Source organism: Pseudomonas libanensis (genome assembly GCF_001439685.1).
In the GTDB taxonomy this organism is placed as follows: domain Bacteria; phylum Pseudomonadota; class Gammaproteobacteria; order Pseudomonadales; family Pseudomonadaceae; genus Aquipseudomonas; species Aquipseudomonas libanensis.
Window position 1 is genome coordinate 186,708 of sequence record NZ_JYLH01000003.1, and the last position, 25,966, is coordinate 212,673.

General features: G+C 59.7%; 27 protein-coding genes. 7 read left to right on the plus strand and 20 right to left on the minus strand.

The genetic code is table 11. From position 1 onward, the window contains the following. Positions 1-74: 74 nt before the first annotated feature. From TU73_RS06195 to TU73_RS06210, 4 genes are all read right to left on the minus strand, one after another. Positions 75-614, minus strand: a complete 540-nt coding sequence (locus TU73_RS06195) for a hypothetical protein (RefSeq protein ID WP_057011460.1) — start codon at positions 612-614, stop codon at positions 75-77. Positions 615-1,472: 858 nt separating this feature from the next. After that, positions 1,473-1,748, minus strand: coding sequence for an HU family DNA-binding protein (locus TU73_RS06200; protein WP_003195589.1), 276 nt, complete (start codon positions 1,746-1,748; stop codon positions 1,473-1,475). Between the two features lie 189 nt (positions 1,749-1,937). After that, positions 1,938-3,086: an NAD(P)/FAD-dependent oxidoreductase gene (locus TU73_RS06205; protein ID WP_057011461.1), complete on the minus strand. Its 1,149-nt coding sequence runs from the start codon at positions 3,084-3,086 to the stop codon at positions 1,938-1,940. Between the two features lie 36 nt (positions 3,087-3,122). Then, positions 3,123-3,290, minus strand: a complete 168-nt coding sequence (locus TU73_RS06210) for a rubredoxin (RefSeq protein ID WP_003213373.1) — start codon at positions 3,288-3,290, stop codon at positions 3,123-3,125. A gap of 195 nt (positions 3,291-3,485) precedes the next feature. Between TU73_RS06210 and TU73_RS06215 the strand changes: the two genes are divergently transcribed. After that, complete coding sequence (locus TU73_RS06215) at positions 3,486-4,049, plus strand: chorismate--pyruvate lyase family protein (protein WP_057011462.1); 564 nt, start codon at positions 3,486-3,488, stop codon at positions 4,047-4,049. After that, the gene (ubiA, locus tag TU73_RS06220) at positions 4,049-4,939 is read left to right on the plus strand and encodes a 4-hydroxybenzoate octaprenyltransferase (RefSeq protein WP_057011463.1); all 891 of its coding nucleotides are present in this window, start codon (positions 4,049-4,051) and stop codon (positions 4,937-4,939) included. Before TU73_RS06215 ends, ubiA begins: the two co-directional genes overlap by 1 nt. Before the next feature lie 109 nt (positions 4,940-5,048). Here the strand turns inward: ubiA and TU73_RS06225 are convergent, their stop codons facing one another. Next, positions 5,049-5,426, minus strand: coding sequence for a COG4315 family predicted lipoprotein (locus tag TU73_RS06225; RefSeq protein ID WP_057011464.1), 378 nt, complete (start codon positions 5,424-5,426; stop codon positions 5,049-5,051). 152 nt (positions 5,427-5,578) lie between these two features. Between TU73_RS06225 and phoB the strand changes: the two genes are divergently transcribed. The 3 genes from phoB to TU73_RS06240 all read left to right on the plus strand — a co-directional run bounded on the left by phoB (position 5,579) and on the right by TU73_RS06240 (position 9,235). Beyond that, positions 5,579-6,268, plus strand: a complete 690-nt coding sequence (gene phoB / locus TU73_RS06230) for a phosphate regulon transcriptional regulator PhoB (RefSeq protein ID WP_003176964.1) — start codon at positions 5,579-5,581, stop codon at positions 6,266-6,268. An 82-nt stretch (positions 6,269-6,350) separates the two neighbouring features. Further along, on the plus strand, positions 6,351-7,637 hold the full coding sequence (gene phoR, locus TU73_RS06235) for a phosphate regulon sensor histidine kinase PhoR (RefSeq protein ID WP_231984835.1): 1,287 nt from the start codon (positions 6,351-6,353) through the stop codon (positions 7,635-7,637). A gap of 257 nt (positions 7,638-7,894) precedes the next feature. Beyond that, positions 7,895-9,235, plus strand: coding sequence for a hemolysin family protein (locus tag TU73_RS06240; protein ID WP_057011466.1), 1,341 nt, complete (start codon positions 7,895-7,897; stop codon positions 9,233-9,235). A 63-nt stretch (positions 9,236-9,298) separates the two neighbouring features. Here TU73_RS06240 and TU73_RS06245 read toward each other — a convergent pair whose 3' ends face one another. The 9 genes from TU73_RS06245 to TU73_RS06285 form a co-directional block, all read right to left on the minus strand. Beyond that, positions 9,299-9,598 (minus strand): helix-turn-helix domain-containing protein, encoded by a 300-nt coding sequence (locus tag TU73_RS06245; protein WP_043048123.1) that lies wholly within the window; start codon positions 9,596-9,598, stop codon positions 9,299-9,301. A gap of 4 nt (positions 9,599-9,602) precedes the next feature. After that, positions 9,603-9,926 carry a type II toxin-antitoxin system RelE/ParE family toxin gene (locus TU73_RS06250; RefSeq protein ID WP_057011467.1) on the minus strand — a complete coding sequence of 108 codons (324 nt, stop codon included), beginning with the start codon at positions 9,924-9,926 and terminating at the stop codon, positions 9,603-9,605. Between the two features lie 187 nt (positions 9,927-10,113). Then, positions 10,114-11,016 (minus strand): response regulator, encoded by a 903-nt coding sequence (locus tag TU73_RS06255; protein ID WP_057011468.1) that lies wholly within the window; start codon positions 11,014-11,016, stop codon positions 10,114-10,116. 181 nt (positions 11,017-11,197) lie between these two features. Continuing rightward, positions 11,198-11,959: a phosphate signaling complex protein PhoU gene (phoU, locus tag TU73_RS06260; RefSeq protein WP_046070132.1), complete on the minus strand. Its 762-nt coding sequence runs from the start codon at positions 11,957-11,959 to the stop codon at positions 11,198-11,200. 73 nt (positions 11,960-12,032) lie between these two features. Continuing rightward, positions 12,033-12,866, minus strand: a complete 834-nt coding sequence (pstB, locus tag TU73_RS06265) for a phosphate ABC transporter ATP-binding protein PstB (protein WP_057011469.1) — start codon at positions 12,864-12,866, stop codon at positions 12,033-12,035. Positions 12,867-13,043: 177 nt separating this feature from the next. Further along, positions 13,044-14,714 carry a phosphate ABC transporter permease PstA gene (pstA, locus tag TU73_RS06270; protein WP_057011470.1) on the minus strand — a complete coding sequence of 557 codons (1,671 nt, stop codon included), beginning with the start codon at positions 14,712-14,714 and terminating at the stop codon, positions 13,044-13,046. Positions 14,715-14,729: 15 nt separating this feature from the next. Next, positions 14,730-16,763: an ABC transporter permease subunit gene (locus TU73_RS06275; protein WP_169918549.1), complete on the minus strand. Its 2,034-nt coding sequence runs from the start codon at positions 16,761-16,763 to the stop codon at positions 14,730-14,732. 484 nt (positions 16,764-17,247) lie between these two features. Further along, positions 17,248-18,234, minus strand: coding sequence for a phosphate ABC transporter substrate-binding protein PstS (locus tag TU73_RS06280; protein WP_017135798.1), 987 nt, complete (start codon positions 18,232-18,234; stop codon positions 17,248-17,250). Between the two features lie 121 nt (positions 18,235-18,355). Beyond that, positions 18,356-19,645, minus strand: a complete 1,290-nt coding sequence (locus TU73_RS06285) for an MFS transporter (protein ID WP_057011472.1) — start codon at positions 19,643-19,645, stop codon at positions 18,356-18,358. Between the two features lie 457 nt (positions 19,646-20,102). Here TU73_RS06285 and TU73_RS06290 point away from each other — a divergent pair, with 457 nt between their 5' ends. Further along, positions 20,103-20,507 (plus strand): acyl-CoA thioesterase, encoded by a 405-nt coding sequence (locus TU73_RS06290; RefSeq protein WP_003176975.1) that lies wholly within the window; start codon positions 20,103-20,105, stop codon positions 20,505-20,507. A gap of 58 nt (positions 20,508-20,565) precedes the next feature. Further along, a complete protein-coding gene (locus TU73_RS06295; RefSeq protein WP_057011473.1) occupies positions 20,566-21,465 on the plus strand; it encodes a D-hexose-6-phosphate mutarotase in 900 nt (299 codons plus the stop codon). A gap of 57 nt (positions 21,466-21,522) precedes the next feature. On the opposite strand, the gene TU73_RS06300 is transcribed toward TU73_RS06295, so the two are convergent. The 6 genes from TU73_RS06300 to TU73_RS06325 form a co-directional block, all read right to left on the minus strand. After that, entirely contained in the window at positions 21,523-22,059 is a 537-nt protein-coding gene (locus TU73_RS06300) for a DUF3299 domain-containing protein (RefSeq protein ID WP_057011474.1), read from the minus strand. Positions 22,060-22,136: 77 nt separating this feature from the next. Then, positions 22,137-22,382, minus strand: coding sequence for a GlsB/YeaQ/YmgE family stress response membrane protein (locus TU73_RS06305; protein ID WP_005792540.1), 246 nt, complete (start codon positions 22,380-22,382; stop codon positions 22,137-22,139). 106 nt (positions 22,383-22,488) lie between these two features. Further along, entirely contained in the window at positions 22,489-23,574 is a 1,086-nt protein-coding gene (locus TU73_RS06310; protein ID WP_057011475.1) for a 5-(carboxyamino)imidazole ribonucleotide synthase, read from the minus strand. Positions 23,575-23,585: 11 nt separating this feature from the next. After that, on the minus strand, positions 23,586-24,077 hold the full coding sequence (gene purE, locus TU73_RS06315; RefSeq protein ID WP_003176980.1) for a 5-(carboxyamino)imidazole ribonucleotide mutase: 492 nt from the start codon (positions 24,075-24,077) through the stop codon (positions 23,586-23,588). Between the two features lie 195 nt (positions 24,078-24,272). Next, positions 24,273-25,577 carry a type II toxin-antitoxin system HipA family toxin gene (locus tag TU73_RS06320; protein WP_082642556.1) on the minus strand — a complete coding sequence of 435 codons (1,305 nt, stop codon included), beginning with the start codon at positions 25,575-25,577 and terminating at the stop codon, positions 24,273-24,275. Continuing rightward, a complete protein-coding gene (locus TU73_RS06325) occupies positions 25,574-25,954 on the minus strand; it encodes a helix-turn-helix domain-containing protein (RefSeq protein ID WP_057011477.1) in 381 nt (126 codons plus the stop codon). The genes TU73_RS06320 and TU73_RS06325 overlap by 4 nt, the downstream gene beginning before the upstream one ends. Positions 25,955-25,966: the final 12 nt, after the last annotated feature.

A 25,966-nucleotide genomic window follows, 5' to 3' on the forward strand; every position in this document is an offset into this window, starting at 1 on the left:
GGGACAAATTATTTAGACCAAGCAAATCAAATAAACTCGCCCCCTTCAACCTTTTAATCTTGCACGTAAAAAACCTAGTCCTCTTCTGATTCGATCTGCTTAAATCGCACTAATGTTTTAATCATCTTGTTCATAAACTCATAGCGCTTTTCGATGGTCTGCATACGCGACTCATTAGTCGGCGTTTCCGATGACTCAGACGCCACATACGACTCATAGACAAGTCCATAGCGCTCGGCAAGCCCTGGCATTTGGCTTTCTATCGCGTCCATCCGCTTCTCAAGGTTGGTCAAACGCCCCTGTGTATCCTTCGGCGCGTCGGGACTAGCTTCCACAGCCTTTGCGTCTGGGCCTTCGTTGATAAAAATAATGTTGTTGGTCAACGTTTCAGTCTTTATTTCAGCGCTTGTGAGACTCGCCTGCATTTTTTGCTCTTGCGTCGCGGTAGGATCTACGGTTCCCGTTGTGCCATCTGGCTTCTTCACTTGCGCCCCGGGCATTTTAGACTGGGCGTCAATCCTTTCCTCAAGGCCTTTCGAAGCTAACTGCTGCACCACAGTAAAGGAGCTATTCACAAAGTTACTGACCATTGAAGTTAAAAAAGTATCACGCATCGTCTTCACGATTGAGGGAGAAGCAGGCGGGAAGGCATTTGGCAAAGCTGCAATGTCCTTGCCGGTATTGACTGCCGCCCTTGGACCGTTCGATCCGCCCGCTGGCTTACGTCTGAATATGCCGTTGTTAGATCCACCAGATCTAGAATTGCCAGATGTAGATCCACTAGATCTAGAATTGCCAGATGTAGATCCACTAGATCTAGAATCGCCAGATGTAGATCCACTAGATCTAGAATCGCCAGATGTAGATCCACTAGATCTAGATCCACTAGATCTAGATCCACCAGATCTAGAATTGCTGCTTCGTGCTTTCAGAGTATTGAGCTCTCCGAAGCCGAGGCTCTCAGCAACCGCATCATCAGAACGCCTGTTTTTTGCATTGATCTCCTCAGGGTTAGCGGCGGGGTACTTATAGGTCTTCGCGTTGACCTGACTGGAGTCAGGTTGAGCGTTCGAACTGTTTGCGGCTTCCCCGGTAGTGCTCGATTCAGACAGCACCTTCGCCTCTGATTTTTTCTCTTGGGTTAATAGCGTCGACGTTGGAAGAAAAGGCCGATCAATAACGTTCATAAATACACCTCTAACATTTAGTTTAGAGAGCGCTCCCTGCTGTCTCGCACTCTATGTGTCATCGAAGACAAATAGCGTTCCAAATCGAAGCGATAAACTTGGCAAACCCAACACAGTTTTTACTCTGCCTCCTTCTCACGCCTATTATTCGTAGCAAATGCAAGGGGCAACTACTTATGTTTTGCCAGCAAACTTTCCGGCGCCCAACAAAAATGGGCACCCGACCCCGTCGGCATGCCCATTTTCTTTACCGCCCCGCCTCCCTTCGAGACGGCACCGCTTAACTTACGGGTTGACGCTGTCTTTGAGCGACTTGCCCGGCTTGAACGCTACGGTGTTGCTGGCCTTGATTTTCACTGGCTCACCGGTTTGCGGGTTTTTGCCGGTGCGGGCGCCACGGTGGCGTTGCAGGAAAGTGCCGAAGCCGACCAGGGTGACGCTGTCCTTGCGGTGCAGGGCGCCGGTGATTTCTTCTAGAACGGCGTTGAGCACGCGGTTAGCCTGTTCTTTGGTGAGGTCTGCTTTTTCAGCGATGGCGGCTGCGAGATCTGGTTTACGCATATGAAGCCTCTTTGACGGTTTTTTGTTGTTATGTCCGTGCTGCTCTCTGGTGGAGCAGCGCCCAAGGCGCCGCAGGCTCTACTCTGCGGCAGACGGGAGTGAGGATGGCATGCCCTCGGGCGCCGCGCCAGTCTCGCGGCGACCTTTCTCGGGGCCAGAACGTGCTGATTCCGACAGAACAACCGCCATTTACGCCAGCAGCGGCGGAAGTTCTTTGTTCAAGGCCAGTTTTTCCATGACAGCACTGCCGGTCAGCGCGTAACCCAACAGACGGCCGCTGGCATCGCGGCACAGCGCCTTGATGTCGGCGCCCTGCCCTTCGACGCTCCATACGCCTTCGGTGCCCCGTGGCGCAGGTGATACCACCAGCGGGCAGATCGGGGTTTTCACCGTAATCGGCATTGGCCCATAGCTCACCGCCGTGGCATTACCGGCCAGGGTTTGCGCCAGGGCGCGAGCGCAGCTCATCAGCGGCATCACGTACAGCAGGTTCAGGCCATCGACCTCGGCGCAGTCGCCCAGGGCGTAGATATTGGCGTGAGAGGTCTTGAGGTGGCGGTCCACCATGATCCCGCGATTGATTTGCAGGCCGGCGGCCGCGGCCAAGTCTACACGCGGGCGCAGGCCAATGGCGGACACCACCAGGTCACAATGGATCACTTCACCGTCCGACAGGTGCGCTTCAAGGCCATCAGCCGTGCGTTGCAGGCGATTGAGCACCGGGCCCAGGTGGAAGCGCGCGCCAATCCCCTCCAGCCCGGCCTGCACCGCCGCGGCCGCCGCCGGGTGCAGCAAGGTCGGCATGACTTGCTCGCACGGCGCCACCAGGTCGATTTCATAGCCGCCGAGGATCAGGTCATTGGCGAATTCGCAGCCGATCAGGCCCGCGCCAAGCAGCAATACGCGACGTTTGCCGGCAGCGGCGGCACGGAAGCGCGCATAGTCTTCCAGGTCGTTGATCGGGAAAATCAGTTCAGCCGCATCGCCTTCGACCGGTACACGCACGGTTTCTGCGCCCCAGGCCAGGATCAGGTCGCGGTAGGCCACCGCTTCCTCGCCGATCCACAGGCGCTTGTGGCCCGGGTCGATGCCGCTGATGCGCGTATGGGTGCGCACCTGGGCCTTGAGTTGCTCGGCCATCGCGCCGGGTTCAGCCATGCTCAGGCCATCGGCTTCCTTGTTCTTGCCAAAGCCGGTGGAGAGCATGGGCTTAGAGTAGGAGCGCCCGTCATCCGCGGTGATCAGCAGCAACGGGGTCTCGCTGTCGAGCTTGCGAAACTCCCGGGCGACGTTGTAACCGGCCAATCCTGTGCCGATGATCACGACAGGTGCGTTCATTCCTTTCTCCTTGTAGTACGTTTCTTAATTCGATGATTAGCCGATTTCGATCATTTCGAAATCCATTTTGCCCACGCCGCAGTCAGGGCATAGCCAGTCTTCCGGGACGTCCTGCCACAGGGTACCCGGAGCGATTCCGTCATCCGGCCAGCCGTCTTTTTCGTCATAGATCAGGCCGCAGACTACACATTGCCACTTCTTCATTACTTGCTTCCTCAGGGTCAGGCATCTTGGCCGGCGGTCGGTAGATCCAGCGTTGCCGCACGGCTCAGGGCGTTTTGTACTGATCGGGGCCGGCAGATGCAAGCACGATCGGCGCAAACGGCCGGTTTGGCGCGGCAAATGTTCAGGGTGCCATGGTAAGCTCGCCGCCTCTTTTGCTGCTAATACTGACTCACCGTGCCGCACTCAATCGCCCTTCCCGATGCTGGCCAATGGCTGACCCAGAGCCTTCTGAGCCCTTTGCCCTCGCCCCTGACCCTCAATTGGCTGTTTGACGAAGGCTCGCTGACGCGACGGCTGACGTGGCTGTCCAACGACGGTTTCAGCGTGACGCCGCTGTTCGAAGGCTGGCAGCCGTTGCGCGATGATGAATGCGCCGCCCTGGGCCTGGCCCAGGCCAATGTCGGCTGGGTGCGCGAGGTGTATCTGCGTGGGCATGGCCAGCCGTGGGTGTTCGCCCGCAGTGTGGCGGCCCGCAGTGCCTTGCAGGGCGATGGCCTGCACATGGACGAGCTGGGCAGCCGTTCGCTGGGCGAGTTGCTGTTCTGCGACCGCGCGTTTACCCGCCAGGCCATTGAGGTGTGTCAATACCCTCGCCCATGGCTGCCAGCAGAGGACCAGACCGACGATTTATGGGCGCGCCGCTCACGCTTCGACCGCGGCTCGTTGAGCGTGCTGGTGGCGGAAGTCTTCCTGCCGGGTTTCTGGCACGCTCTGCATGACCATCCGGAGAACTGCTGATGTACCAACGTCTGCTCAAGTCCCTGAACCGCCTGAACCCCAGGGCCTGGGACTTCATTCAGTTGACGCGCATGGACAAGCCGATCGGCATCTATTTGCTGCTATGGCCGACGCTGTGGGCGCTGTGGATCGCCGGCAAGGGTTCGCCGTCTCTGCTCAATATTGTGATCTTTGTACTGGGTGTAGTGCTGACCCGCGCCGGCGGCTGTGTCATCAATGATTGGGCCGACCGCAAGGTCGATGGCCATGTGAAGCGCACCGAGCAACGCCCACTGGTGAGCGGCAAGATCAGCTCGAAAGAAGCATTGGTGTTTTTTGCCGTGCTGATGGGCATCAGTTTCCTGCTGGTGCTGCTGACCAACGCCACTACCATCCTGCTTTCTCTGGGCGGTCTTGCGCTGGCGGCCAGCTACCCGTTCATGAAGCGCTACACCTATTACCCGCAGGTGGTGTTGGGTGCTGCGTTTTCCTGGGGCATGCCGATGGCGTTCACGGCCGAGACCGGCGATCTGCCAGCCACGGCATGGTTGCTCTATATCGCCAATCTATTGTGGACGGTGGGCTACGACACGTATTACGCGATGACCGACCGCGATGACGACTTGAAGATCGGGGTGAAATCCACGGCCATTCTGTTTGGCGATGCTGATCGCGTGATCATCCTCACGCTGCAGGGGCTGTCACTGGTGTGCCTGTTGCTGGCCGGTGCGCGGTTCGAGCTGGGCGGGTGGTTCCAACTGGGGTTGCTGGCGGCGGCGGGCTGTTTTGCCTGGGAGTTCTGGTACACCCGTGATCGGGACCGTATGAAGTGCTTCAAGGCGTTTTTGCACAACCACTGGGCGGGGTTGGCGATTTTTGTCGGGATTGTGGTGGATTACGCGTTGCGGTAGTGCAGGACTGACGCCATCGGGGGCAAGCCCCCTCCCACATTTTTGATTTGTGAATACATTCAAGTGTGGGAGGGGGCTTGCCCCCGATGGATTCAGCTGCGCCGCAGACTCAAGGCTTGATGATGTGCCAGGCGCCACCCTTGCCATCACCCGTCTTGTCACCAGCCTTCTTGTCGTCCTTGTAGGTGTAGACAGGTTTGCCTTTGTAGGCCCACTGGCTGGTCTGGTCGTCGCGGGTGATCACCGTCCAATCGCCGGTCTTGGTGTCGGTGGATTCTGCCTTCAACGGCGGCCAATTGGTCGCACACTGGTCCTTGCACGCTGACTTGCCGTCAGCATCCTTATCGAAGGTGTAGAGCGTCATGCCCTTGTGATCCACCAACAACCCTTCGTGGGTCATCGCCGGCTCTGCCGCAAACGCCAGGCCCGGCAGGGTCAACACCGCAGTAACCAGCAGGGCTTTCCAGGAAACAGTGCTGTAAGTCATCGGAACCTTCCTTTTGTGGTTGTCAGGATTCGGACCCAAAGGGTAGTCCAGAGTGCCGTAAATTGCCCAGGCGACTAAATTACTGTCACACGACTGCAATAATTCCGTTATCTAATGCGGCGCAAGACAGTTAAATGACAAGAGGATTGAGCATGGTTGGCAGGAGCATTCTGATCGTTGACGACGAAGCGCCCATCCGCGAGATGATCGCCGTTGCGTTGGAAATGGCCGGCTATGACTGCCTGGAGGCGGAGAACTCCCAGCAGGCCCATGCCATTATCGTCGACCGCAAGCCCGACCTGATCCTGCTCGACTGGATGCTGCCCGGCACTTCGGGCATTGAGCTGGCCCGCCGCCTCAAGCGTGACGAGCTGACCGGGGATATCCCGATCATCATGCTCACCGCCAAGGGCGAAGAGGACAACAAGATCCAGGGCCTGGAAGTCGGTGCCGATGACTACATCACCAAGCCGTTTTCCCCACGGGAACTGGTCGCACGCCTCAAAGCCGTGTTGCGCCGCGCCGGCCCGACCGATGGCGAGGCGCCAATCGAAGTCGGTGGCCTGCTGCTGGACCCGATCAGCCACCGCGTGACCATCGACGGCAAGCCTGCGGAGATGGGCCCGACCGAATACCGCCTGCTGCAATTCTTCATGACCCACCAGGAGCGCGCCTACACTCGTGGCCAATTGCTGGACCAGGTATGGGGCGGCAACGTCTATGTGGAGGAGCGCACCGTTGACGTGCATATCCGTCGCCTGCGCAAAGCCTTGGGCGATGCCTACGAGAATCTGGTACAAACCGTGCGCGGCACCGGCTATCGGTTTTCTACCAAAGGCTGAGCCAGTCCCTTTCCTCCCTTAACAGCTGACAAGGACGCATGTTTAAGTGAACCAGAACTGGCACGGCACCCTGATCCGCCACATGCTTCTGTTGATCACTGCCTGCCTGCTGGTCGGGCTGATCAGTGGCTATTACGGCTGGAGCCTGGCCGCCGGCATCGCGTTGTACCTGGGCTGGACCCTCAAACAATTGCTGCGCCTGCATGAATGGCTGCGCCAGCACAAACCCGACGAAGCACCGCCCGATGGCTATGGTCTGTGGGGCGAAGTGTTTGACAGCATCTACCACCTGCAGCGCCGCGACCAACGGGTACGCGGACGCCTGCAAGCGGTGATCGACCGGGTGCAGGAGTCCACCGCCGCACTCAAGGACGCGGTGATCATGCTCGACAGCGACGGCAACCTCGAATGGTGGAACCGCGCCGCCGAGACCCTGCTGGGCCTCAAGACCCCCCAGGACAGCGGCCAGCCGGTAACGAACCTGGTACGCCACCCGCGCTTCAAGGAATACTTCGAGCAGGACAACTACGAAGAAGCCCTGGAAATTCCCTCGCCCACCAATGACCGCGTACGCATCCAGCTGTACCTGACGCGCTACGGCAACAACGAACACTTGATGCTGGTACGTGACGTGACCCGTATCCACCAGCTGGAACAGATGCGCAAAGACTTCGTCGCCAATGTCTCCCACGAGTTGCGCACGCCCTTGACGGTGATCTGCGGCTACCTGGAGACGTTGCTGGACAATGTCGATGAGATCAACCCGCGCTGGAGCCGTGCCCTGCAGCAGATGCAGCAGCAGGGCTCACGCATGCAGACCTTGCTCAACGACCTGCTGTTGCTGGCCAAGCTGGAGGCCACCGATTATCCCTCGGATAACCAGCCGGTGGCCGTACACAGCTTGCTGCAGACCATCAAGAACGATGCCCAGGCCCTCTCCGGTGAGCGCGGCCAACAGATAACCCTGGAAGCCGACCCACAGGTGTTGCTCAAGGGTAGCGAAGGCGAGTTGCGCAGTGCGTTTTCCAACCTGGTGTTCAACGCGGTGAAGTACACCCAGGACCAGGGCAATATCCGTATCCGCTGGTGGGCCGACGAACACGGCGCACACCTGAGTGTGCAGGACTCCGGCATCGGCATCGACGCCAAGCACCTGCCGCGCCTGACCGAGCGCTTCTACCGTGTCGACTCCAGCCGCAACTCCAATACCGGCGGCACCGGCTTGGGACTGGCCATCGTCAAGCATGTGCTGCTGCGCCATCGGGCGCGCCTGGAAATCAGCAGCGTGCTGGGGCATGGCAGTACCTTTACTTGCCATTTTCCGCCAGCGCAGGTCACACGTGAGCGAGCGGTCGAGGCCGATGATTAAGTTGAAGTGAGCACGGCCCAATGTGGGAGCTGGCTCGCCTGCGATAGCGGTGGGCCAGCCAAATCATCGGTAGCAGGCAGACCGCAATCGCAGGCAAGCCAGCTCCCACACGGGTTCTGCGACACGACTTTGCAGCCCCACCCGGCAGCGGGCACTAGGCAAGCGCCCCGTCAGCCGCTACATTGGCCGACTTGCGCCTGCCTTTCAGGCCCACCTTTCATCCCTTATTGAACACACGGAACCTGCAAAACCCCATCATGGACCCTTCCCCTGGTATTACCCTCGCAACACTCTTCGCCGATTTCGGCATGATTCTTTTTGCACTGGTCCTGGTACTGCTCAACGGTTTCTTCGTTGCGGCGGAATTTGCCATGGTCAAGCTGCGCGCCACCCGGGTCGAGGCCATCGCCCACAAGAACGGCTGGCGCGGGCAGATCCTGCGCACCGTGCACAGCCAGCTCGACGCCTACCTGTCGGCCTGCCAGCTGGGTATCACCCTGGCTTCCCTGGGCCTGGGCTGGGTCGGTGAGCCGGCCTTTGCGCACATCCTCGAGCCTATGCTGGGCGCCATCGGCGTGCAGTCGCCGGAAGTGATCAAGGGCGTGTCGTTCTTCGCCGCCTTCTTCGTGATTTCCTACCTGCACATCGTGGTCGGTGAGCTGGCGCCCAAGTCCTGGGCGATTCGCAAGCCCGAACTGCTGTCGCTGTGGACGGCGGTACCGCTGTACTTGTTCTACTGGGCAATGTATCCGGCCATCTACCTGCTCAACGCCAGCGCCAACGCCATCCTGCGCGTCGCCGGCCAAGGCGAGCCTGGCCCGCACCATGAGCACCATTACAGCCGCGAAGAACTCAAGCTGATCCTGCACTCCAGCCGTGGCCAGGACCCGAGCGACCAAGGTATGCGCGTACTGGCCTCGGCGGTGGAAATGGGCGAGCTGGAAGTGGTCGACTGGGCCAACTCCCGGGAAGACCTGGTAACCCTGGACTTCAACGCCCCACTCAAGGAAATCCTCGCGCTGTTCCGTCGCCACAAATTCAGCCGTTACCCGGTATACGACGCGGTACGCAATGAGTTCGTCGGCCTGTTGCATATCAAGGATTTGCTGCTGGAACTGGCCGCCCTGGACCATATCCCCGAATCGTTCAACCTGGCCGAATTGACCCGCCCGCTGGAACGCGTATCGCGGCATATGCCGCTGTCGCAACTGCTGGAGCAGTTCCGCAAAGGCGGCGCGCACTTCGCCCTGGTGGAGGAAGCCGACGGCAAGATCATCGGCTACCTGACCATGGAAGACGTGCTGGAAGTGCTGGTGGGCGATATCCAGGACGAGCACCGCAAGGCCGAGCGCGGCATCCTCGCCTACCAGCCCGGCAAACTGCTGGTGCGTGGCGACACGCCGCTGTTCAAGGTGGAACGCCTGTTGGGCGTCGACCTGGACCACATCGAAGCAGAAACCCTCGCCGGGCTGATCTACGACACCCTAAAGCGCGTGCCGGAAGAGGAAGAAGTGCTGGAAGTTGAAGGCCTGCGGATCATCATCAAGAAGATGAAAGGGCCGAAGATCGTGTTGGCCAAGGTGTTGCTGCTGGACTGACCTTCGATTGCCCAATGCAAAATTGGGCAATGTCCCGAGCGTCGTGACGCCCTTGAACGATCGTCAAGCAGGCAGCGCGTTAAAACAGATATCCACATTCATCTGGGCGGCAGCCGAAAGATTGACTAACGCATCCAGAGAACACTTATTGATCTTACCGTTGAGCACATCGTTCAGGCGGGGTTGGCTGATACCCAGTCTTTGCGCCGCATCCTTCTGGGAAAGCTCCCAGCTGCGAATGGTGTTGCACAATTCCAACAGCAACTTTGAGCGCAGGCGCATATTGGCAGCTTGCACGGGCGTGTCTTCCAGAGCATCCCACACACAGTTGAAACGCTCGGTATGTAACTTTTGATTTGTCATGGGCTTAACCTAACTCCTGCAATCTGGCGCGAGCCAGCTCGATATCCCGCCCTTCGGTTTTCTGTGTGGTCTTGCGCAACGCGTGCAGCACGTAGACAGCTTCCGGCCGATTGACCACATAGAACACTCGAAACGCTCCCGATTCCTCAGTGATCCGGATCTCCTTGACGCCCCTTCCGATCGTTTTCATCGGTTTGCAATCAAAGGGCTGTTCACCCTGTTGCAATAGATCCAACTGAAAACCAGCTGCCCTTCGGGCGTCGAGAGGAAAATTCTTGAGATCCTTGAGCGAGCTTCCTAGAAACACCACATCCTTGTGCCTTGGCATTAGCTTCTCCTTTCCTGGAAAGAAAAAGCGTAATCGACGATTCAGCCAAAAGCGGTGGAGGTTTGTTTCAAGGCATAGCAAAGGCTCAAGTCCACTGGGGTCTTACCGAGAGACTATATTGAAACAGATATAAATCAAGCCTACTGACGGGAATCAGATACTCGGTCAATTTCCGCTATTAAGGCGATCAAGCACCCGGCACAAAATGCTTCTGCGCCGTACCGCGCGCAATCAGGCGCGAGATGTAGTCCAGCTTCTGCGCATCCTGGTCGATAAAGCGGAAGGTCAGCTGCAGCCAATCACTATCCGGCCTGGGTTCGAAGGCGACGATGGCGTGCAGGTAGCCATTGAGGCGTGCGACTTCGGCGTTCTCACCCTGCTCAAGGTCGAGCACGGCGCTTTCCAGGACCTGGGGCAGGACTTCGCTGCGCCGCACCACCAGCAACGCTTCCTTGATGCTCAGGGCCTTGATCACGCATTGTTGGGTGCCACTTGAAAGGCGCAACTGCCCCTGGCCGCGACCGCCAGCCGGCGACGCTGCCGCAGGCGCCTGCACGGGCGGGTTGTTGAGCAGGCCTTTGTTGGGGGCCGCCGCGACGGGAGCCGATTTGACCGCTTCGGGCTTGCCGCCGGTCAGGGCACTCAGGGAATCGTTGCCGAAGGCCGAGTTCATCTTGGTCGGCGCACTGGCGATCAGTGCATCGAGGCGACCGATCTTGTGCAGGGCCTGCTTGACCTTGTTCAGCAACTGCTCGTTGGTGAACGGCTTGCTCACATAACCGGAAACGCCGGCCTGGATCGCCTGCACCACGTTTTCCTTGTCGCCACGACTGGTCACCATCACGAACGGCATGGCCTTCAAATGTGCTTGCCCGCGGCACCAAGTCAAGAGCTCAAGACCGGACATCTCCGGCATTTCCCAGTCACACAGCACCAGGTCGAAGGTTTCGCGCATCAGGATGGATTGCGCCTTTTTGCCGTTCACCGCATCTTCGATCTTGATCCCGGGGAAGTAATTGCGCAGGCACTTCTTCACCAGGTCGCGAATGAACGAGGCGTCATCCACCACCAACACACTGACTTTGCTCATCGACCCTTTATCCTATAAAAACTTCGGCACGCAAAACGCCTGACTAATGGCATTTTGCCAAAACTCGCCAGTCACAGCGGGGCTTTTTTCACTATTACGTTCAAATTCAGCCCGCGCAAAAAATTCGGTGCCACAAACAAAAACGCCCGGCCAAAGGCCGGGCGTTAATTTCTCGGGCAACTTACTTATCGTCAGTTTCACCCGGAACATTAGGGATTAGATCAGCAGTGCCTTCAACTTCGGCTTTCATGCGCTTGAGGCCCATGTGCCGTACGTCGGTGCCGCGCACCAGATAAATCACCAATTCCGAGATATTGCGCGCATGGTCGCCGATACGCTCCAGGGAACGCAGCACCCAGATAATGTTCAACACCCGCGAGATCGAGCGCGGGTCTTCCATCATGTAGGTGGCCAGTTCGCGCAATGCGGTCTTGTATTCGCGGTCGATGATCTTGTCGTACTGGGCCACCGACAACGCCAGTTCGGCGTCAAAACGGGCGAAGGCGTCGAGGGCATCACGCACCATGTTGCGCACCTGGTCGCCGATGTGGCGCACTTCCACGTAGCCGCGGGGCGCTTCGCCTTCTTCGCACAACTGGATGGCGCGGCGGGCGATCTTGGTGGCTTCGTCGCCGATACGCTCCAGGTCGATCACCGACTTGGAGATGCTGATGATCAAACGCAGGTCGGAGGCCGCCGGCTGGCGACGGGCGAGAATGCGCAGGCACTCCTCGTCGATATTGCGTTCCATCTGGTTGATCTGGTCATCGATCTCGCGCACCTGCTGGGCCAGGCCCGAGTCGGCCTCGATCAGCGCGGTGACCGCATCGTTGACTTGCTTCTCCACCAGCCCACCCATCGCCAGGAGGTGGCTGCGCACTTCCTCAAGCTCGGCGTTGAACTGCGCGGAGATGTGATGGGTAAGGCCTTCTTTGCTAATCATGTTGGCGTCCTTGGAGCGTCCGGTAAGGTGCGGAGAACCGCAGCGTCAGTGCAATGAGGAGAACTACGGCCTCCTAGCCATAGCGACCGGTGATGTAGTCTTCGGTCTGTTTCTTCGCCGGATTGGTGAACAGGGTATCGGTATCGCCGAATTCCACCAGCTTGCCCATGTACATGAACGCGGTGTAGTCGGAAACCCGTGCCGCCTGTTGCATGTTGTGGGTCACGATAACGATGGTGAACTTGGACTTGAGTTCATAGATCAGCTCTTCGACTTTCAGGGTCGAGATCGGGTCGAGGGCCGAGCAGGGTTCGTCGAGCAGCAGCACTTCCGGCTCCACGGCGATGGTGCGGGCGATCACCAGGCGTTGCTGCTGGCCACCGGACAGACCGAGGGCCGATTCGTGCAGGCGGTCCTTGACCTCGTCCCACAGGGCCGCGCCCTTGAGGGCCCATTCAACCGCTTCATCGAGGATGCGCTTCTTGTTGATACCCTGGATGCGCAGGCCGTAGACCACGTTTTCATAGATGGTCTTGGGGAACGGGTTGGGCTTCTGAAACACCATGCCCACGCGGCGGCGCAGCTCGGCCACGTCTTCGCCCTTGCGGTAGATGTTGGTGCCGTAGAGGTTGATGGCACCCTCCACACGGCAACCGTCGACCAGGTCGTTCATGCGGTTGAACGTACGCAGCAACGTCGACTTGCCGCAGCCGGACGGGCCGATAAAGGCAGTGACGCGCTGCTTGGGGATGTTCATGCTGACGTCAAACAGTGCCTGCTTGTCGCCGTAGTAGAGGCTCAGGCCCGGCACTTCGATGGCCACGGTTTCCTGGGCCAGACTCAGGCTCTGCTTGTCGCGACCCAAGGCGGACATGTTGATGCCGTGGGGATGGTTTTCGTGTTGCATGGGATGCTCCCTGTGCTACCAATTCATTTCGTTGAACCGCCGGGGCGGCTTACTCAAATTCTGTGCCTGACGCCGAGCCCTGTGGGAGCTGGCTTGCCTGCGATGCGGGTGGCGCGGTATTGCAGTAAAACCGCGGTGATGCCATCGCAGGCAAGCCAGCTCCCACATTGGATCGCATTAGCTGTCCAGCGCCTTGTATTTTTCGCGCAGGTGGTTACGAATCCACACCGCCGACAGGTTGAGCGTGGCGATCACCAGTACCAGCAGCAAGGCGGTGGCGTACACCAGCGGTCGTGCGGCTTCGACGTTGGGGCTCTGGAAGCCGACGTCATAAATATGGAAGCCCAGGTGCATGATCTTCTGGTCCAGGTGCAAGTACGGATAGTTACCGTCCAATGGCAGCGACGGCGCCAGTTTCACCACCCCCACCAGCATCAGCGGCGCCACTTCACCGGCGGCGCGGGCCACGGCGAGGATCATGCCGGTCATCATCGCCGGGCTGGCCATCGGCAACACAATCTTCCACAGCGTTTCCGCCTTGGTCGCGCCCAACGCCAGGGAGCCTTCGCGCACGGTGCGAGGAATCCGCGCCAGGCCTTCTTCGGTGGCCACGATCACCACCGGCACCGCCAGCAGCGCCAGGGTCAGCGAGGCCCACAGCAAGCCTGGGGTACCGAAGGTCGGCGCCGGCAGGGCTTCGGCGAAGAACAGGCGGTCAACCGAACCGCCCAATACATAGACGAAGAAGCCCAGGCCGAACACGCCGTAGACGATGGCCGGTACGCCCGCCAGGTTGTTCACGGCGATACGGATAATCCGCGTCAGGGTGTTCTGCTTGGCGTATTCACGCAGGTACACGGCCGCCAGCACGCCGAACGGGGTTACGATCATCGCCATGATCAGGGTCATCATCACGGTGCCGAAGATGGCCGGGAAGATCCCGCCTTCGGTGTTGGCTTCCCGTGGGTCGTCGCTGAGGAACTCCCAGACCTTGCTGAAGTAGAAGCCGATCTTGGTCATCGTGCCCATGGCGTTAGGCTGGTAAGCGTGCACCACCTTGCCGATGCCGATCTCCACTTCCTTGCCGTTGCCGTCGCGGGCTGTCAGGGCGTCGCGGTTGAACTGGGCGTGCAGGTCAGCCAGGCGTGCTTCGATGTCCTGGTAGCGGGCGTTCAGCTCGGCGCGGTCGGCATCCATATCGGCCTGGGCGGCGGCGTCGAGCTTGCCTTCCAGTTCCAGTTTGCGGCCGTGCAGGCGGATGCGCTCGAGGCCGGCGTTGATCGCGCCGATATCGGATTTTTCCAGGGTCTTGAGCTGGGCGGCGAGCTGATTGACGCGCGCGACCCGGGCTTGCAACTCCGGCCACGCGGCTTCGCCTTCAGCAATGACCTTGCCGTCCTGCTTGACGTTGACCAGGGTGCCGTAGAAATTGCCCCATTCGCGACGCTCGATGGCCATCAGGTTGCTCGGCTTGGTCTGATCCTTCAACCACTCGCCGACAATCCAGGTGAAGTCGTTGCCGTTCAGGTCGCGGTTGCCGACCTTGATCAGCTCGCGGGTCATGAACTCAGGGCCTTCGTCCGGCACCGGCAGGCCGGCGCTTTTCAGGCGCTCACGCGGCACTTCTTCTTTCTGAACCACTTCGCCGATGACGATGTGGTTGGCCTGGCCCGGTACGTTGTAGTTGGCCTGGATCAGGTCGGCCGGCCAGAAATGGCCCAAGCCCCGCACCGCAATCACAGCCAGCAGACCAATGGTCATGATGACCGCGATGGACACCGCGCCACCGCTGATCCAGACACCGGGGGCGCCGCTCTTGAACCATCCATTCAGGGAGTTCTGTTTCACAGACTTCTACCTTTCTTAAAGCGACGAGTATTTCTTGCGCAGACGCTGACGAATCAGCTCCGCGAGGGTGTTCATGATGAAGGTGAACAACAGCAGCACCAGTGCCGAGAGGAACAACACGCGGTAGTGACTGCCGCCGACTTCCGACTCGGGCATTTCCACCGCGACGTTGGCCGCCAGCGTGCGCAGGCCCTCGAACAGGTTCATCTCCATCACCGGGGTGTTACCGGTGGCCATCAGCACGATCATGGTCTCGCCGACAGCACGGCCCATGCCGATCATCAGCGCCGAGAAGATGCCCGGGCTGGCGGTGAGAATGACCACGCGGGTCATGGTCTGCCAGGGCGTGGCGCCCAGGGCCAGGGAGCCCAGGGTCAGGCCGCGCGGCACGCTGAACACGGCGTCTTCGGCGATGGAGTAAATGTTCGGGATCACCGCAAAGCCCATGGCGAGGCCAACCACCAGGGCGTTGCGCTGGTCGTAGGTAATCCCTAAGTCGTGGGAGATCCACATGCGCATGTCACCGCCAAAGAACCAGGTCTCCAGGTACGGGCTCATGTACAGCGAGAGCCAGCCCACGAACAGGATCACCGGGATCAGGATCGCGCTTTCCCAGCCATCCGGCACCCGCAGGCGAATGGACTCGGGCAAGCGGCTAAAGACAAAACCGGCCACCAGGATGCCAATCGGCAACAGCATCAACAGGCTGAAAATCCCCGGTAGATGCCCTTCCACATACGGCGCCAGGAACAGGCCGGCGAAGAAGCCGAGGATCACGGTCGGCATGGCTTCCATCAGCTCGATCACCGGCTTGACCTTGCGGCGCAGGCTCGGGGCCATGAAGTACGCGGTGTAGATTGCGGCGGCAACCGCCAGTGGCGCCGCCAGCAGCATGGCGTAGAACGCAGCCTTCAAGGTCCCGAAGGTCAGCGGGGCCAGGCTCATCTTGGGTTCGAAGTCAGTGTTGGCGGCCGTGGACTGCCAGACGTATTTAGGCTCGTCGTAGTTTTCGTACCAGACCTTGCTCCACAACGCGCTCCACGAGACTTCCGGGTGCGGATTATCGAGCAACAGCGGTTGCAGCTTGCCGCCCGCCTCGACGATCACACGGTTGGCCCGTGGCGACATGCCGAACAAGCCCTGGCCGTCGACCACCGGGTCCACCAGCAAGGTGCGGTGGGCGGTGCTGTGGAACACGCCGAACTGGCCAGCAGCATCCAGGGCGGTGAAGCCTTTGCGGCGCTCTTCAGCGCTGATTTCGACGATGGGCGCAGTGCCCATCTGGAAGGTACGGATCTGCTTGAGGCGTTGCTCGCCATCCGGGTCGCGGGCCATGAACCACTGGGCCAGGCCGCCTTTGGAGTTACCCAGGATCAGCGAGATACCGCCGACCAACTGGGTGCTGGCGGTGATTTCCGTGTCGGCGTCTTCCAGCAGCTTGTAGCGCCCGTTGAGGCTCTTGTCGCGCAGGCTGAACACGTCGGCCAGGGCGCGACCGTTGATCACATACAGCCACTGCTGGCGCGGGTCGATGAAGATCGCCTTCACCGGTTCGGTCATCTGTGGCAGCTCGACACGCTTCTGCTCACTGGTGACTTCACCGGTCATCATGTTTTCTTCGCGGCTCAGGGTCAGCACGTTCAAGTGCGAACCGGCCGAACCCGCCACCACCAGGGAGGTGTCGGTAGCATTGAGCGCGACGTGCTCCAGCGGGCGACCGGCGTCATCCAGCACGATTGGCGTTTCGCCGTAGGGGTATTCGATCGCCGGGCTGATGGTTTTCTTGCCGTCCGGGTACGACACTTTATAGGTGTGGCGAAACACCAGGGACTGGCCATTGGATAAGCCAAGGATCACCAACGGGCTGCCTGGCTGGTCTTCACCAATGGAGGCCACGCTGGTACCGGCCGGAAGCGGCAGGTCAACGCGCTTGAGCTCAGCACCGGTGTCGACTGCAAAGAACAGCGCCTGGCCCTTGTCGGAAACCCGCATGGCGACCTGGTTCTGTTCTTCCAGGGAGATCATCAGCGGCTTGCCGGCATCCTGGATCCAGGCTGGTGTGAGCGCATCTTCCTTGGTCAGCGAAGCACCTTGGAACAAGGGTGCGACCACGTAGGCGAGGAAGAAGAAAATCAGGGTGATTGCACCGAGAACGGCGAGGCCGCCGACCAGCACGTACCAACGGGTCAGGCGATCCTTGAGCGCGCGCATGCGGCGCTTGCGTTGCAGCTCAGGCGTATTGAAATCAATGCGCTTGGGGGGAGAAGTTGTCGTCATGGTGGAATTGGCCAGATCATTCATGCGCACACCCTAGCGATCCTGTATGACAGAAAGATGACAGTGCAGTGACGCAACAAATCCGCCGCGAAGCAAGGCTGGCAGCGGATAAAAAATTAGGGATGCAGACTGCTTATGTGGGAGCGGGCTTGCCCGCGATGGCATCAACACGATTTCAACGCTAAACCGCGTCGCCAGCATCGCGGGCAAGCCCGCTCCCACAGAAAAGCATGCGTCTACATCAGGTATCGCAGGCTTAGTTGCCTTCTTTCAGACCCAGGTCAGCCAGTGCCTTGGCGGCCACTTTGGCTGGCAGCGGAATGTAGCCGTCTTTCACCACGACTTCCTGGCCCTGCTTGGACAGCACCAGTTTCACGAACTCGGCTTCCAGCGGTGCCAGCGGCTTGTTCGGGGCTTTGTTGACATAAACGTAGAGGAAGCGCGACAGCGGGTATTTGCCGTTCAGGGCGTTTTCTTCGCTGTCTTCGATGAAGTCAGTGCTGCCTTTCTTGGCCAGGGCTACGGTCTTCACGCTGGCGGTCTTGTAGCCGATGCCCGAGTAACCGATGCCGTTCAGCGAGGAGCTGATCGACTGCACGACCGAAGCCGAGCCAGGTTGTTCGTTCACGTTAGGCTTGTAGTCGCCTTTGCACAGGGCTTCTTCCTTGAAGTAGCCGTAGGTGCCGGATACCGAGTTGCGACCGAACAATTGCACTGGCTTGTTGGCCAGGTCGCCGGTCACACCCAGGTCGCCCCAGGTTTTAACGTCAGCTTTGGCGCCGCACAGGCGAGTCGAGGAGAAGATCGCGTCCACTTGCTCCATGGTCAGGTGCTGGATCGGGTTGTCCTTGTGCACGAACACCGCCAGGGCGTCCACGGCAACCGGGATAGCGGTTGGCTTGTAGCCGTACTTCTGCTCGAAGGCCGCCAGTTCCGTGTCCTTCATCTTGCGGCTCATCGGGCCCAGGTTGGAGGTGCCTTCAGTCAGCGCAGGTGGCGCGGTGGCGGAACCGGCAGCTTGAATCTGGATGTTGACGTTCGGGTATTCCTTCTTGTAACCCTCGGCCCACAGGGTCATCAGGTTGGCCAGGGTATCGGAACCGACGCTGGACAGGTTGCCCGACACACCAGTGGTCTTGACGTAAGCCGGGATTGCCGGATCAACACCAGCGGCCACCGCGTTGGCGGTCGCAACGCCAGCAGCGACAAAAGTCATTGCCGCCATCAAACGTTTCAGTTTCATGCCTTGCTCCTAGCAGATAGGGATAATTGGATCGGGGCCAAGTATCGGGAGGCCGTGTGAACACTCTATGTCTTAAATATGACAATTAGATGAAAGGCCACTATCGGAGGAACGATCAATCTTAGCGGGAACGCCTCCACAGATATCCACCCACCAGCATCCCCATCAAACACAGAGCAGCAACGTAGTAGGCCGGCCCCATGGGGCTCTCCTTCATCAGCAGTGACACCGCCAATGGCGTCAGCCCACCGAACACGGCATAGGCGACGTTGTAGGAGAACGACAGGCCACTGAAACGCACCACTGGCGGGAACGCTTTTACCATCACGTAGGGCACTACACCGATGGTGCCGACAAACAGGCCGGTCAAGGCGTACAACGGGAACAGCCAGTCCGGGTGAGCCATCAGGCTGTGATAGAGCGTCCAGGAGGTTGCCAGCAGCAACGCGCAACCGGTGACCAATACGCGGCCGGCGCCAAAACGATCGGCCAGGGCACCCGAGGCGATGCAACCCAGGCTCAACGTCACGATGGCCAGGCTGTTGGCTTGCAGCGCAACCGTAGGGCTGAAGTGATAGACGGTTTGCAGCACGGTCGGGGTCATGAGGATAACCACCACGACACCGGCCGACAGCAGCCAGGTCAGCAGCATCGACAACACAATGGCGCCGCGATGATCGCGCAGCACTGCGCGCAACGGCAGCTCGGCAGCCAAGGTCTTGCGTTGCTGCATCTCGGCGAAGATCGGTGTTTCATGCAGCCAGCGGCGCAGATACACCGACAGCAGGCCGAATACACCGCCGAGCAGGAACGGGATCCGCCAGGCGTAATCGGAGACCTGCTCCGGGGTATAGGCCGTATTGATGGCGGTGGCCACCAGCGAGCCCAGCAAGATACCGGCGGTGAGGCCGCTGGTCAGGGTGCCGCAGGCGTAGCCGATGTGGCGCGGCGGGACGTGCTCGGAGACGAACACCCAGGCGCCGGGTACCTCGCCGCCAATCGCCGCGCCCTGGATGACGCGCATCAGCAGCAGCAGGAGCGGCGCCCACAGGCCAATCTGCGCGTAAGTCGGTAGCAGGCCCATGATCAGGGTCGGCACGGCCATCATGAAGATGCTCAGGGTGAACATCTTCTTGCGCCCCAGCAGATCACCGAAGTGCGCCATGATGATGCCGCCCAGAGGGCGCGCCAGATAGCCGGCGGCGAAGATGCCGAAGGTCTGCATCATGCGCAGCCATTCGGGCATGTCGACGGGGAAGAACAGCTTCCCGACCACGGTGGCGAAAAACACGAAGATGATGAAGTCGTAGAACTCCAGCGCCCCGCCCAAGGCAGACAGCGACAGGGTTTTGTAGTCGTTGCGGGTCAGCGGGCGCGAGGGTTGCGCACTGCTTGCGGGCACGGAGGACATGGCAAGGTTTCTCTTATAGTAGTCAGGACGGCAAGCCCGGGACTTGCGGCAGGCTTGGCAAGATAGCAAATCGCTCCAAAAAGCACAGCGCCGAGCCTATAACAGTTCAGTGGCAGGCAATCTTACCGGCGCAGGCCAGCGCTCAACTCGGCCAGAAGCACAGTTGCCGGAAAAAGCCCCGATACAGCGCCTATTTACCGACCAAATGAGCCTTGGGAGGTCGTCGCGGCGCCAGCGTCTCGATATACTCGGCCCTTGCAAGCGCAGAACCGCGGTCTTGAGGGCTGCTGTGCCAAACGCCGTTGGGGCCGCCCAGCCGGTTTGCCAGAGTTTCCCTTAGCACGCCTTACGAGAAACGCATCGAACGCGTATGTTTGTGCTGAAACGTTTTTCCAATAGTCGGCTATCCACTTTGCACCACTTATAAGAAGCGTCACGGGTCAGAGGCACCCCCGGCATGATCGAACTCGAACAAGAAGATCCTATCCCGCAAGGCGATCTCGCCCTGCAAATCACTGCACTCCCTCGTGAAACCAACGGTTTTGGCGATATCTTCGGCGGCTGGCTGGTCGCGCAGATGGACCTGGCCGGCACGGCAATGGCCAGCAAGGTTGCCGGTGGGCGAGTGGCGACTGTGGCTATTGACCGCATGGCCTTCCTGGTACCGGTGGCAGTGGGCGCGCAGCTTTCCTTCTATACCCAGGCCCTGGAAATTGGCCGCAGCTCGATCCAGATGATGGTCGAGGTGTGGAGCGATGACCCGCTGTCCAGCGAATGGCGCAAGGTGACCGAGGCGGTATTTGTGTTCGTCGCCATCGATGGCAGCGGCCGCACGCGGTCGGTACCGTCACGGGCGCGTTAAACATCCCCGGGTTTTCACGGTCAATTGCCCCATTGCCCGCCCTTGAGAGAGCTTTGTTATGCCTACGCCCCACGTTGAAACGGTGAAAGTCGACGAGCTGGACTGCTGGCGCATTCGCCACAACGGCGCCGAACTGATGGTGGCCCGGCAGGGTGCGCATATCTTCAGTTACCAGCGCCAGGGCGAGCAGCCGCTGATCTGGCCGAACCCTGAAGCGGTGTTCAAGCCGGGCAAGGGCATTCGTACCGGGGTGCCGGTGTGCTGGCCGTGGTTTGGCGTGTTCGATCGCAACCCGCAAAGCGTCAAGACGATGCGTCAAAGCGATCAACCGGCTGGTGCGCATGGTTTTGTGCGCACCGCCCTCTGGGAATTGACCGAGACTGCAATTGAAGGTGAAACCCTGCGCATCGAGCTGGTGCTGCCGGTTCCTGCGGGCGGCTTTCCCGACTGGCCCCATCAGGTCAACTTGACGTTAAGCCTGCTGCTGGACGACCAACTGCATATCCAACTGACCAGCCACAATCAAGGCACCGACACCGTGACCCTCAGCCAGGCGCTGCACACCTACTTTGCTGTGAGCGATGTGCGCAGTGTGCAGGTCGAGGGCCTGGATGGCTTGGCGTATATCGATACCGCCGACGGCTGGACCGAGAAGCAGCAAGCCGGCCAGCTGCAGTTCACCGCCGAGACCGATCGCATCTACCTGGATACGCCGGCGCAGTTGAGCATTGTCGATAAAGACTGGCAGCGCCGCGTTCAACTCACCAGCCAGGGCTCGAACTCGACGGTAGTCTGGAACCCCTGGACCGAACGGGCCAAGGCGCTTGATGACATGGCCAATGACGGCTGGCAGGGCATGTTGTGCATCGAGACGGCGAATGTGCTGGATGATGTGGTGAGCCTGGCGCCCGGTGAAAGCCACACTCTGGGCGTGAGCATCACCAGTATCACCTCGTAAACCCAATCAAATGTGGGAGGGGGCTTGCTCCCTCCCGCATTGGTTATGTGTTGGGCTTTAGAGATCGGATTCCTTCACTACCCTCACCTTCCCGGCCTCCAGCGCGTAAGCTGCATCGGCCAAGTCATTGTTGACCTTCTCCACCTTCAACGTGCCCGTCACCCACAACGGCGTGTAGATATCATCCAGCTTCAACCCCTTGGGATATCGCACCAGCACCAGTTGGTTAGGCGGCGGTGGCGGCACATGGATGCAGGCGCCCGGATACGGCACCAGGAAGAACAGCGTGCTGCGGCCTTTGGCATCGGTTTCCAACGGCACTGGATAGCCGCCGATACGGATGTCTTTGCCGTTCATGGCCGCCACAGTCTTGGTGGAATACATTACCGCGGGCAAGCCTTTGCTCTGTTTCAAGCCACCCTTTTCGGTGAACGTGCCTTGGGCTTCGGGGGAATTGTGGTCGATCTCGGGCATGGCTTCGAGGGCTTTCTGGTCCGAAAGCGGCATCAGCTCAAGCCAGTCAGTTTCCGGCAGTTCGCCAGCATGGGTCAGGCCAGGGGCCAGCAGCAGAAGGGTCAATAGAAGACGGCGCATGTAGAGGCTCGGCAAATACAAGTGCCGAGCATTCTAGCCCTCTGCGCCTGCGCAGCGCAGAGGACTTTGTCGGCTGATTACTTCTTTTTGATCAGGCCGTAGATCACCAGCAACACGATGGCACCCACCAGTGCGCCGATGAAGCCCGCACCCTGGCCTGCCTGGTAGATCCCCAGTGCCTGGCCGCCGTACGTCGCGGCCAGGGAGCCGGCGATACCCAACAGGATGGTCATGATCCAGCCCATGCTGTCGTCGCCAGGCTTGAGGAAACGCGCCAGCAGGCCAACGATCAAGCCGATAAAGATGGTTCCAATGATACCCATGGCATTTCCCTCTGATTGAATATGAGTCATGACAAAGCCTAGTCAGGCTTTGTCATCCTGCAATCAGAGAGACGACGGCCACCAATGGTTCCCGCCGAACCTCGGGTTATTGCTCGGCGATCAGCGCCTCGACCTTGAGGATCTGTGCCTGCAGGGTCGCACGGTCCTTGCAACGCAGGTTGGCATGACCGACTTTGCGCCCCGCCTTGAAGGCCTTGCCGTAGTGGTGCAGGTGGCAGTCGTCGATCGCGATCACCCGTTCAACCGGCGGTACCACGCCAATGAAATTGAGCATGGCGCTCTCGCCGACCTTGGCCGTAGAGCCCAACGGCAAGCCGGCCACCGCGCGCAGGTGGTTTTCGAACTGGCTGCACTCGGCGCCTTCGGTGGTCCAATGCCCGGAGTTGTGCACACGGGGCGCGATCTCGTTGGCCTTGAGGCCGCCGTCGACTTCAAAGAACTCGAACGCCATCACGCCGACGTAATCCAGCTGCTTGAGCACACGGCTGGAGTAGTCCTCGGCGAGGGCTTGCAGCGGGTGATCAGTGCTGGCCACCGACACTTTGAGAATGCCGTTGACGTGGGTGTTGTGCACCAAGGGGTAGAAACGGATCTCGCCATCGCGAGCCCGCACGGCAATCAGCGAGACTTCGCCGGTGAACGGCACGAAGCCTTCCAGCAGGCAAGGAACGCTGCCCAGTTCGGCGAAAGTACCGACCACGTCGGCTTCGCTGCGCAGGACTTTCTGGCCCTTGCCGTCGTAACCCAAAGTGCGGGTTTTCAACACGGCCGGCAGGCCGATGCTGGCGACAGCGGCGTCCAGGTCTGTCTGGGACTGGATGTCGGCGAAAGCCGGGGTAGGGATGCCCAGGTCCTTGAACATGCTCTTCTCGAACCAGCGGTCCCGGGCGATGCGCAAGGCTTCGGCGCTCGGGTAAACCGGCACGAACTGCGACAGGAAGGCCACGGTTTCGGCCGGGACACTTTCGAACTCGAAGGTCACCAGGTCGACTTCGTCGGCCAGTTGGCGCAGGTGATCCGGGTCGCTGTAGTCAGCGCGCAGGTGTTCACCCAGGGCGGCGGCGCAAGCGTCTGGCGCCGGGTCCAGGAAAGCGAAATTCATTCCCAGCGGAGTGCCCGCCAGGGCCAGCATGCGGCCCAGTTGGCCGCCACCGATTACACCGATTTTCATCGTCAACAACCTCAGGCGATACGTGGGTCCGGATTGTCCAGCACGCTGTCTGTCTGCTCGGCACGGAATTTTTTCAGCACCGCGTGGAACTGCGGGTGCTTGGCGCCCAGGATGCTGGCGGACAGCAAGGCGGCGTTGATCGCGCCGGCCTTGCCGATTGCCAGGGTCGCCACCGGGATACCGGCTGGCATCTGCACGATGGACAACAGCGAATCCACGCCCGAGAGCATCGCCGACTGCACCGGCACACCCAGCACCGGCAGGTGGGTCTTGGCTGCACACATGCCTGGCAGGTGCGCCGCGCCACCGGCACCGGCGATGATCACCTCGATGCCACGGGATTCTGCTTCATCGGCATACTGGAACAGCAAGTCCGGCGTGCGGTGGGCGGAGACCACCTTCACTTCATACGGAATGCCGAGTTTTTCCAGCATATCGGCGGTGTGGCTAAGGGTGGACCAATCGGACTTGGAGCCCATGATCACGCCAACCAATGCACTCATCGTCGTGCCTCTTCTCTCTGGGCGCCCGCAGGCGCGTCAAAAAACAACAAGCCACGCGGGAGACCGGCGTGGCTTGGAGTACGAATTAAGGCCGGTTGGACCGGCCGAAGGCCGCGCAGTATACCGTAATAATCCAGATAAACAGCCCCTGGGATGACCATCTGTCTAGCGGCGCAAAGTGGCGGTTTTATTGACTTAAGAGTCAGGCGCGAGGTCCAGTCGATGGGTCTTGGCAATCGCATCGATCATGACCGACGAGACCCCCACTTTTGCAGCGATCACAGGCCATTGCATCACCGCCTCATGCACCTCGCGAATGACCTGCTTGGCCTTCAGCCCTTTGATCTGGCTGCCCACACTGAGCAAGTCATCCACCACAAAATTGTCGCGCTTACCGTTGATGCTCATCTGATGGCTGTCGACCCAGAAGTTTCCAGGCATATAGGACCAGGTAACGTCATAGGCAGGCGACAAATACCAGGTACCGTCAGTGTCCAGCAAAAAGCTGATGTTCTTGGTGTGGTCGTCCTGATTCCGGGCGATCACGTTGAATACCATGCGTCTAAAAAACTGCTCCGCTTCCCGACGCCCCAGTTTCAGCGCCCTGAACACGTTCAGGGCCTCGGCGTAGGAGTACTCACCCGGTTTTTTGTAGTCAGCATGATCCAGTGCGCACAAGGTCGCGGTGTGAATCTTGTCACCGTCATCGGTCCGGTCGAATCGCTTGGTCATGAAATGAGCACGCCCGCCCTCTTCAAGCAGACGGCACTCCGTCATTACCACACCGGCTTGCCTGGCCATCAAGTAGTAGGCGTACTCGATGCGACCAAACCCCTGGCTATCGGCAAGCACGTCAGTGTTTTTTGCGACATCGAACTTGAGCAACCAGTAGCTATAGCCTTTGGGCGCTGGAACCTGCCCTGACCGGATATGTCCTTCGCGATTGATGGCAATGATCGCCTTTGCGCGAGCGCCACCGGCACTTGTGCCCACCTGGATCAAGCGCTGCAACGCGGCGTCGTCGACGCTAGGGTCATTGGATGTCAGCCGGTCCTCCAGGCTTTGTCGCCCCGAGAGCACCTCCCCAGCCAACTGGGTCAGCGCCGCGATCTCGATGGTTTCGGCCTCGTTGGCCTCAGTATTCATGGCCGGCCGATATTCCAGCGCGCCCATACCGCGATTACCTTGGTAGAGGAGTCGATCCACCGGTGTGAACGAAAGCTTGTCGCGCCCCTGCTGCGCCAACCAAGCGTTGATCAATGCATTACCGAAGTCATCCGGAAGCGAGTCGGCAAAAATCGCCGGAAGCGCCTTATAGGTTTCCCGGTTCAGGTTGGTAAATGCGTAGGTGTACCCGGCGCGGGCGGGCATGTGAATGGGCGAGATCTCAAGCCCCGTGGAGACAAACTCGGGTGAAAACTCGAACTCGCCCACCTGGGTTGTCTCGTCCCAATTGAGCGCTCCGACGTATAAACCCCATAAATAGATCTGTGCAATCACCAACGGGTGTCCTTCTTGACTGTGTCGGGCACAAGGCGCTTTTTCTGGCCCGGTACGGAGGTGGTTTCGGATGAGTCTTTGCGGGTGGTATAGGCGCGCTGACGTTTTTTCCCGCCCATTTTCGCCATCTGGATGGGGCTTGAACGCACCTCCTCGACCAGAGAACTCAACCGATCCAGTTCCCCGATCACCCGCAACACCGCAATCAGATTGACCAAGGTGCCCTTGCCCGCCATCAACTGCCGTAACGTCGTGCGGGAAATACCCGCCTCCTCGGCAATCGTTTCCTGATTGATGTTCTTCTTCACCCTCAAGGCTTCAACGCGCGAGCCAATCGCTTGTGCGATAGCTTGCTCACTCATCGTCGTCATTCGCATTTTGTGCAGTTT

What these genes read in the sequence shown, in the direction of transcription:
- TU73_RS06195 (WP_057011460.1), bottom strand. Translation starts at nt 614, where the DNA reads ATGCGTGATACTTTTTTAACTTCAATGGTCAGTAACTTTGTGAATAGC.
- TU73_RS06200 (WP_003195589.1), bottom strand. Translation starts at nt 1,748, where the DNA reads ATGCGTAAACCAGATCTCGCAGCCGCCATCGCTGAAAAAGCAGACCTC.
- TU73_RS06205 (WP_057011461.1), bottom strand. Translation starts at nt 3,086, where the DNA reads ATGAACGCACCTGTCGTGATCATCGGCACAGGATTGGCCGGTTACAAC.
- TU73_RS06210 (WP_003213373.1), bottom strand. Translation starts at nt 3,290, where the DNA reads ATGAAGAAGTGGCAATGTGTAGTCTGCGGCCTGATCTATGACGAAAAA.
- ubiA (WP_057011463.1), top strand. Translation starts at nt 4,049, where the DNA reads ATGTACCAACGTCTGCTCAAGTCCCTGAACCGCCTGAACCCCAGGGCC.
- TU73_RS06225 (WP_057011464.1), bottom strand. Translation starts at nt 5,426, where the DNA reads ATGACTTACAGCACTGTTTCCTGGAAAGCCCTGCTGGTTACTGCGGTG.
- phoB (WP_003176964.1), top strand. Translation starts at nt 5,579, where the DNA reads ATGGTTGGCAGGAGCATTCTGATCGTTGACGACGAAGCGCCCATCCGC.
- phoR (WP_231984835.1), top strand. Translation starts at nt 6,351, where the DNA reads ATGCTTCTGTTGATCACTGCCTGCCTGCTGGTCGGGCTGATCAGTGGC.
- TU73_RS06240 (WP_057011466.1), top strand. Translation starts at nt 7,895, where the DNA reads ATGGACCCTTCCCCTGGTATTACCCTCGCAACACTCTTCGCCGATTTC.
- TU73_RS06245 (WP_043048123.1), bottom strand. Translation starts at nt 9,598, where the DNA reads ATGACAAATCAAAAGTTACATACCGAGCGTTTCAACTGTGTGTGGGAT.
- TU73_RS06250 (WP_057011467.1), bottom strand. Translation starts at nt 9,926, where the DNA reads ATGCCAAGGCACAAGGATGTGGTGTTTCTAGGAAGCTCGCTCAAGGAT.
- TU73_RS06255 (WP_057011468.1), bottom strand. Translation starts at nt 11,016, where the DNA reads ATGAGCAAAGTCAGTGTGTTGGTGGTGGATGACGCCTCGTTCATTCGC.
- phoU (WP_046070132.1), bottom strand. Translation starts at nt 11,959, where the DNA reads ATGATTAGCAAAGAAGGCCTTACCCATCACATCTCCGCGCAGTTCAAC.
- pstB (WP_057011469.1), bottom strand. Translation starts at nt 12,866, where the DNA reads ATGCAACACGAAAACCATCCCCACGGCATCAACATGTCCGCCTTGGGT.
- TU73_RS06280 (WP_017135798.1), bottom strand. Translation starts at nt 18,234, where the DNA reads ATGAAACTGAAACGTTTGATGGCGGCAATGACTTTTGTCGCTGCTGGC.
- TU73_RS06285 (WP_057011472.1), bottom strand. Translation starts at nt 19,645, where the DNA reads ATGTCCTCCGTGCCCGCAAGCAGTGCGCAACCCTCGCGCCCGCTGACC.
- TU73_RS06290 (WP_003176975.1), top strand. Translation starts at nt 20,103, where the DNA reads ATGATCGAACTCGAACAAGAAGATCCTATCCCGCAAGGCGATCTCGCC.
- TU73_RS06295 (WP_057011473.1), top strand. Translation starts at nt 20,566, where the DNA reads ATGCCTACGCCCCACGTTGAAACGGTGAAAGTCGACGAGCTGGACTGC.
- TU73_RS06300 (WP_057011474.1), bottom strand. Translation starts at nt 22,059, where the DNA reads ATGCGCCGTCTTCTATTGACCCTTCTGCTGCTGGCCCCTGGCCTGACC.
- TU73_RS06305 (WP_005792540.1), bottom strand. Translation starts at nt 22,382, where the DNA reads ATGGGTATCATTGGAACCATCTTTATCGGCTTGATCGTTGGCCTGCTG.
- TU73_RS06310 (WP_057011475.1), bottom strand. Translation starts at nt 23,574, where the DNA reads ATGAAAATCGGTGTAATCGGTGGCGGCCAACTGGGCCGCATGCTGGCC.
- purE (WP_003176980.1), bottom strand. Translation starts at nt 24,077, where the DNA reads ATGAGTGCATTGGTTGGCGTGATCATGGGCTCCAAGTCCGATTGGTCC.
- TU73_RS06325 (WP_057011477.1), bottom strand. Translation starts at nt 25,954, where the DNA reads ATGCGAATGACGACGATGAGTGAGCAAGCTATCGCACAAGCGATTGGC.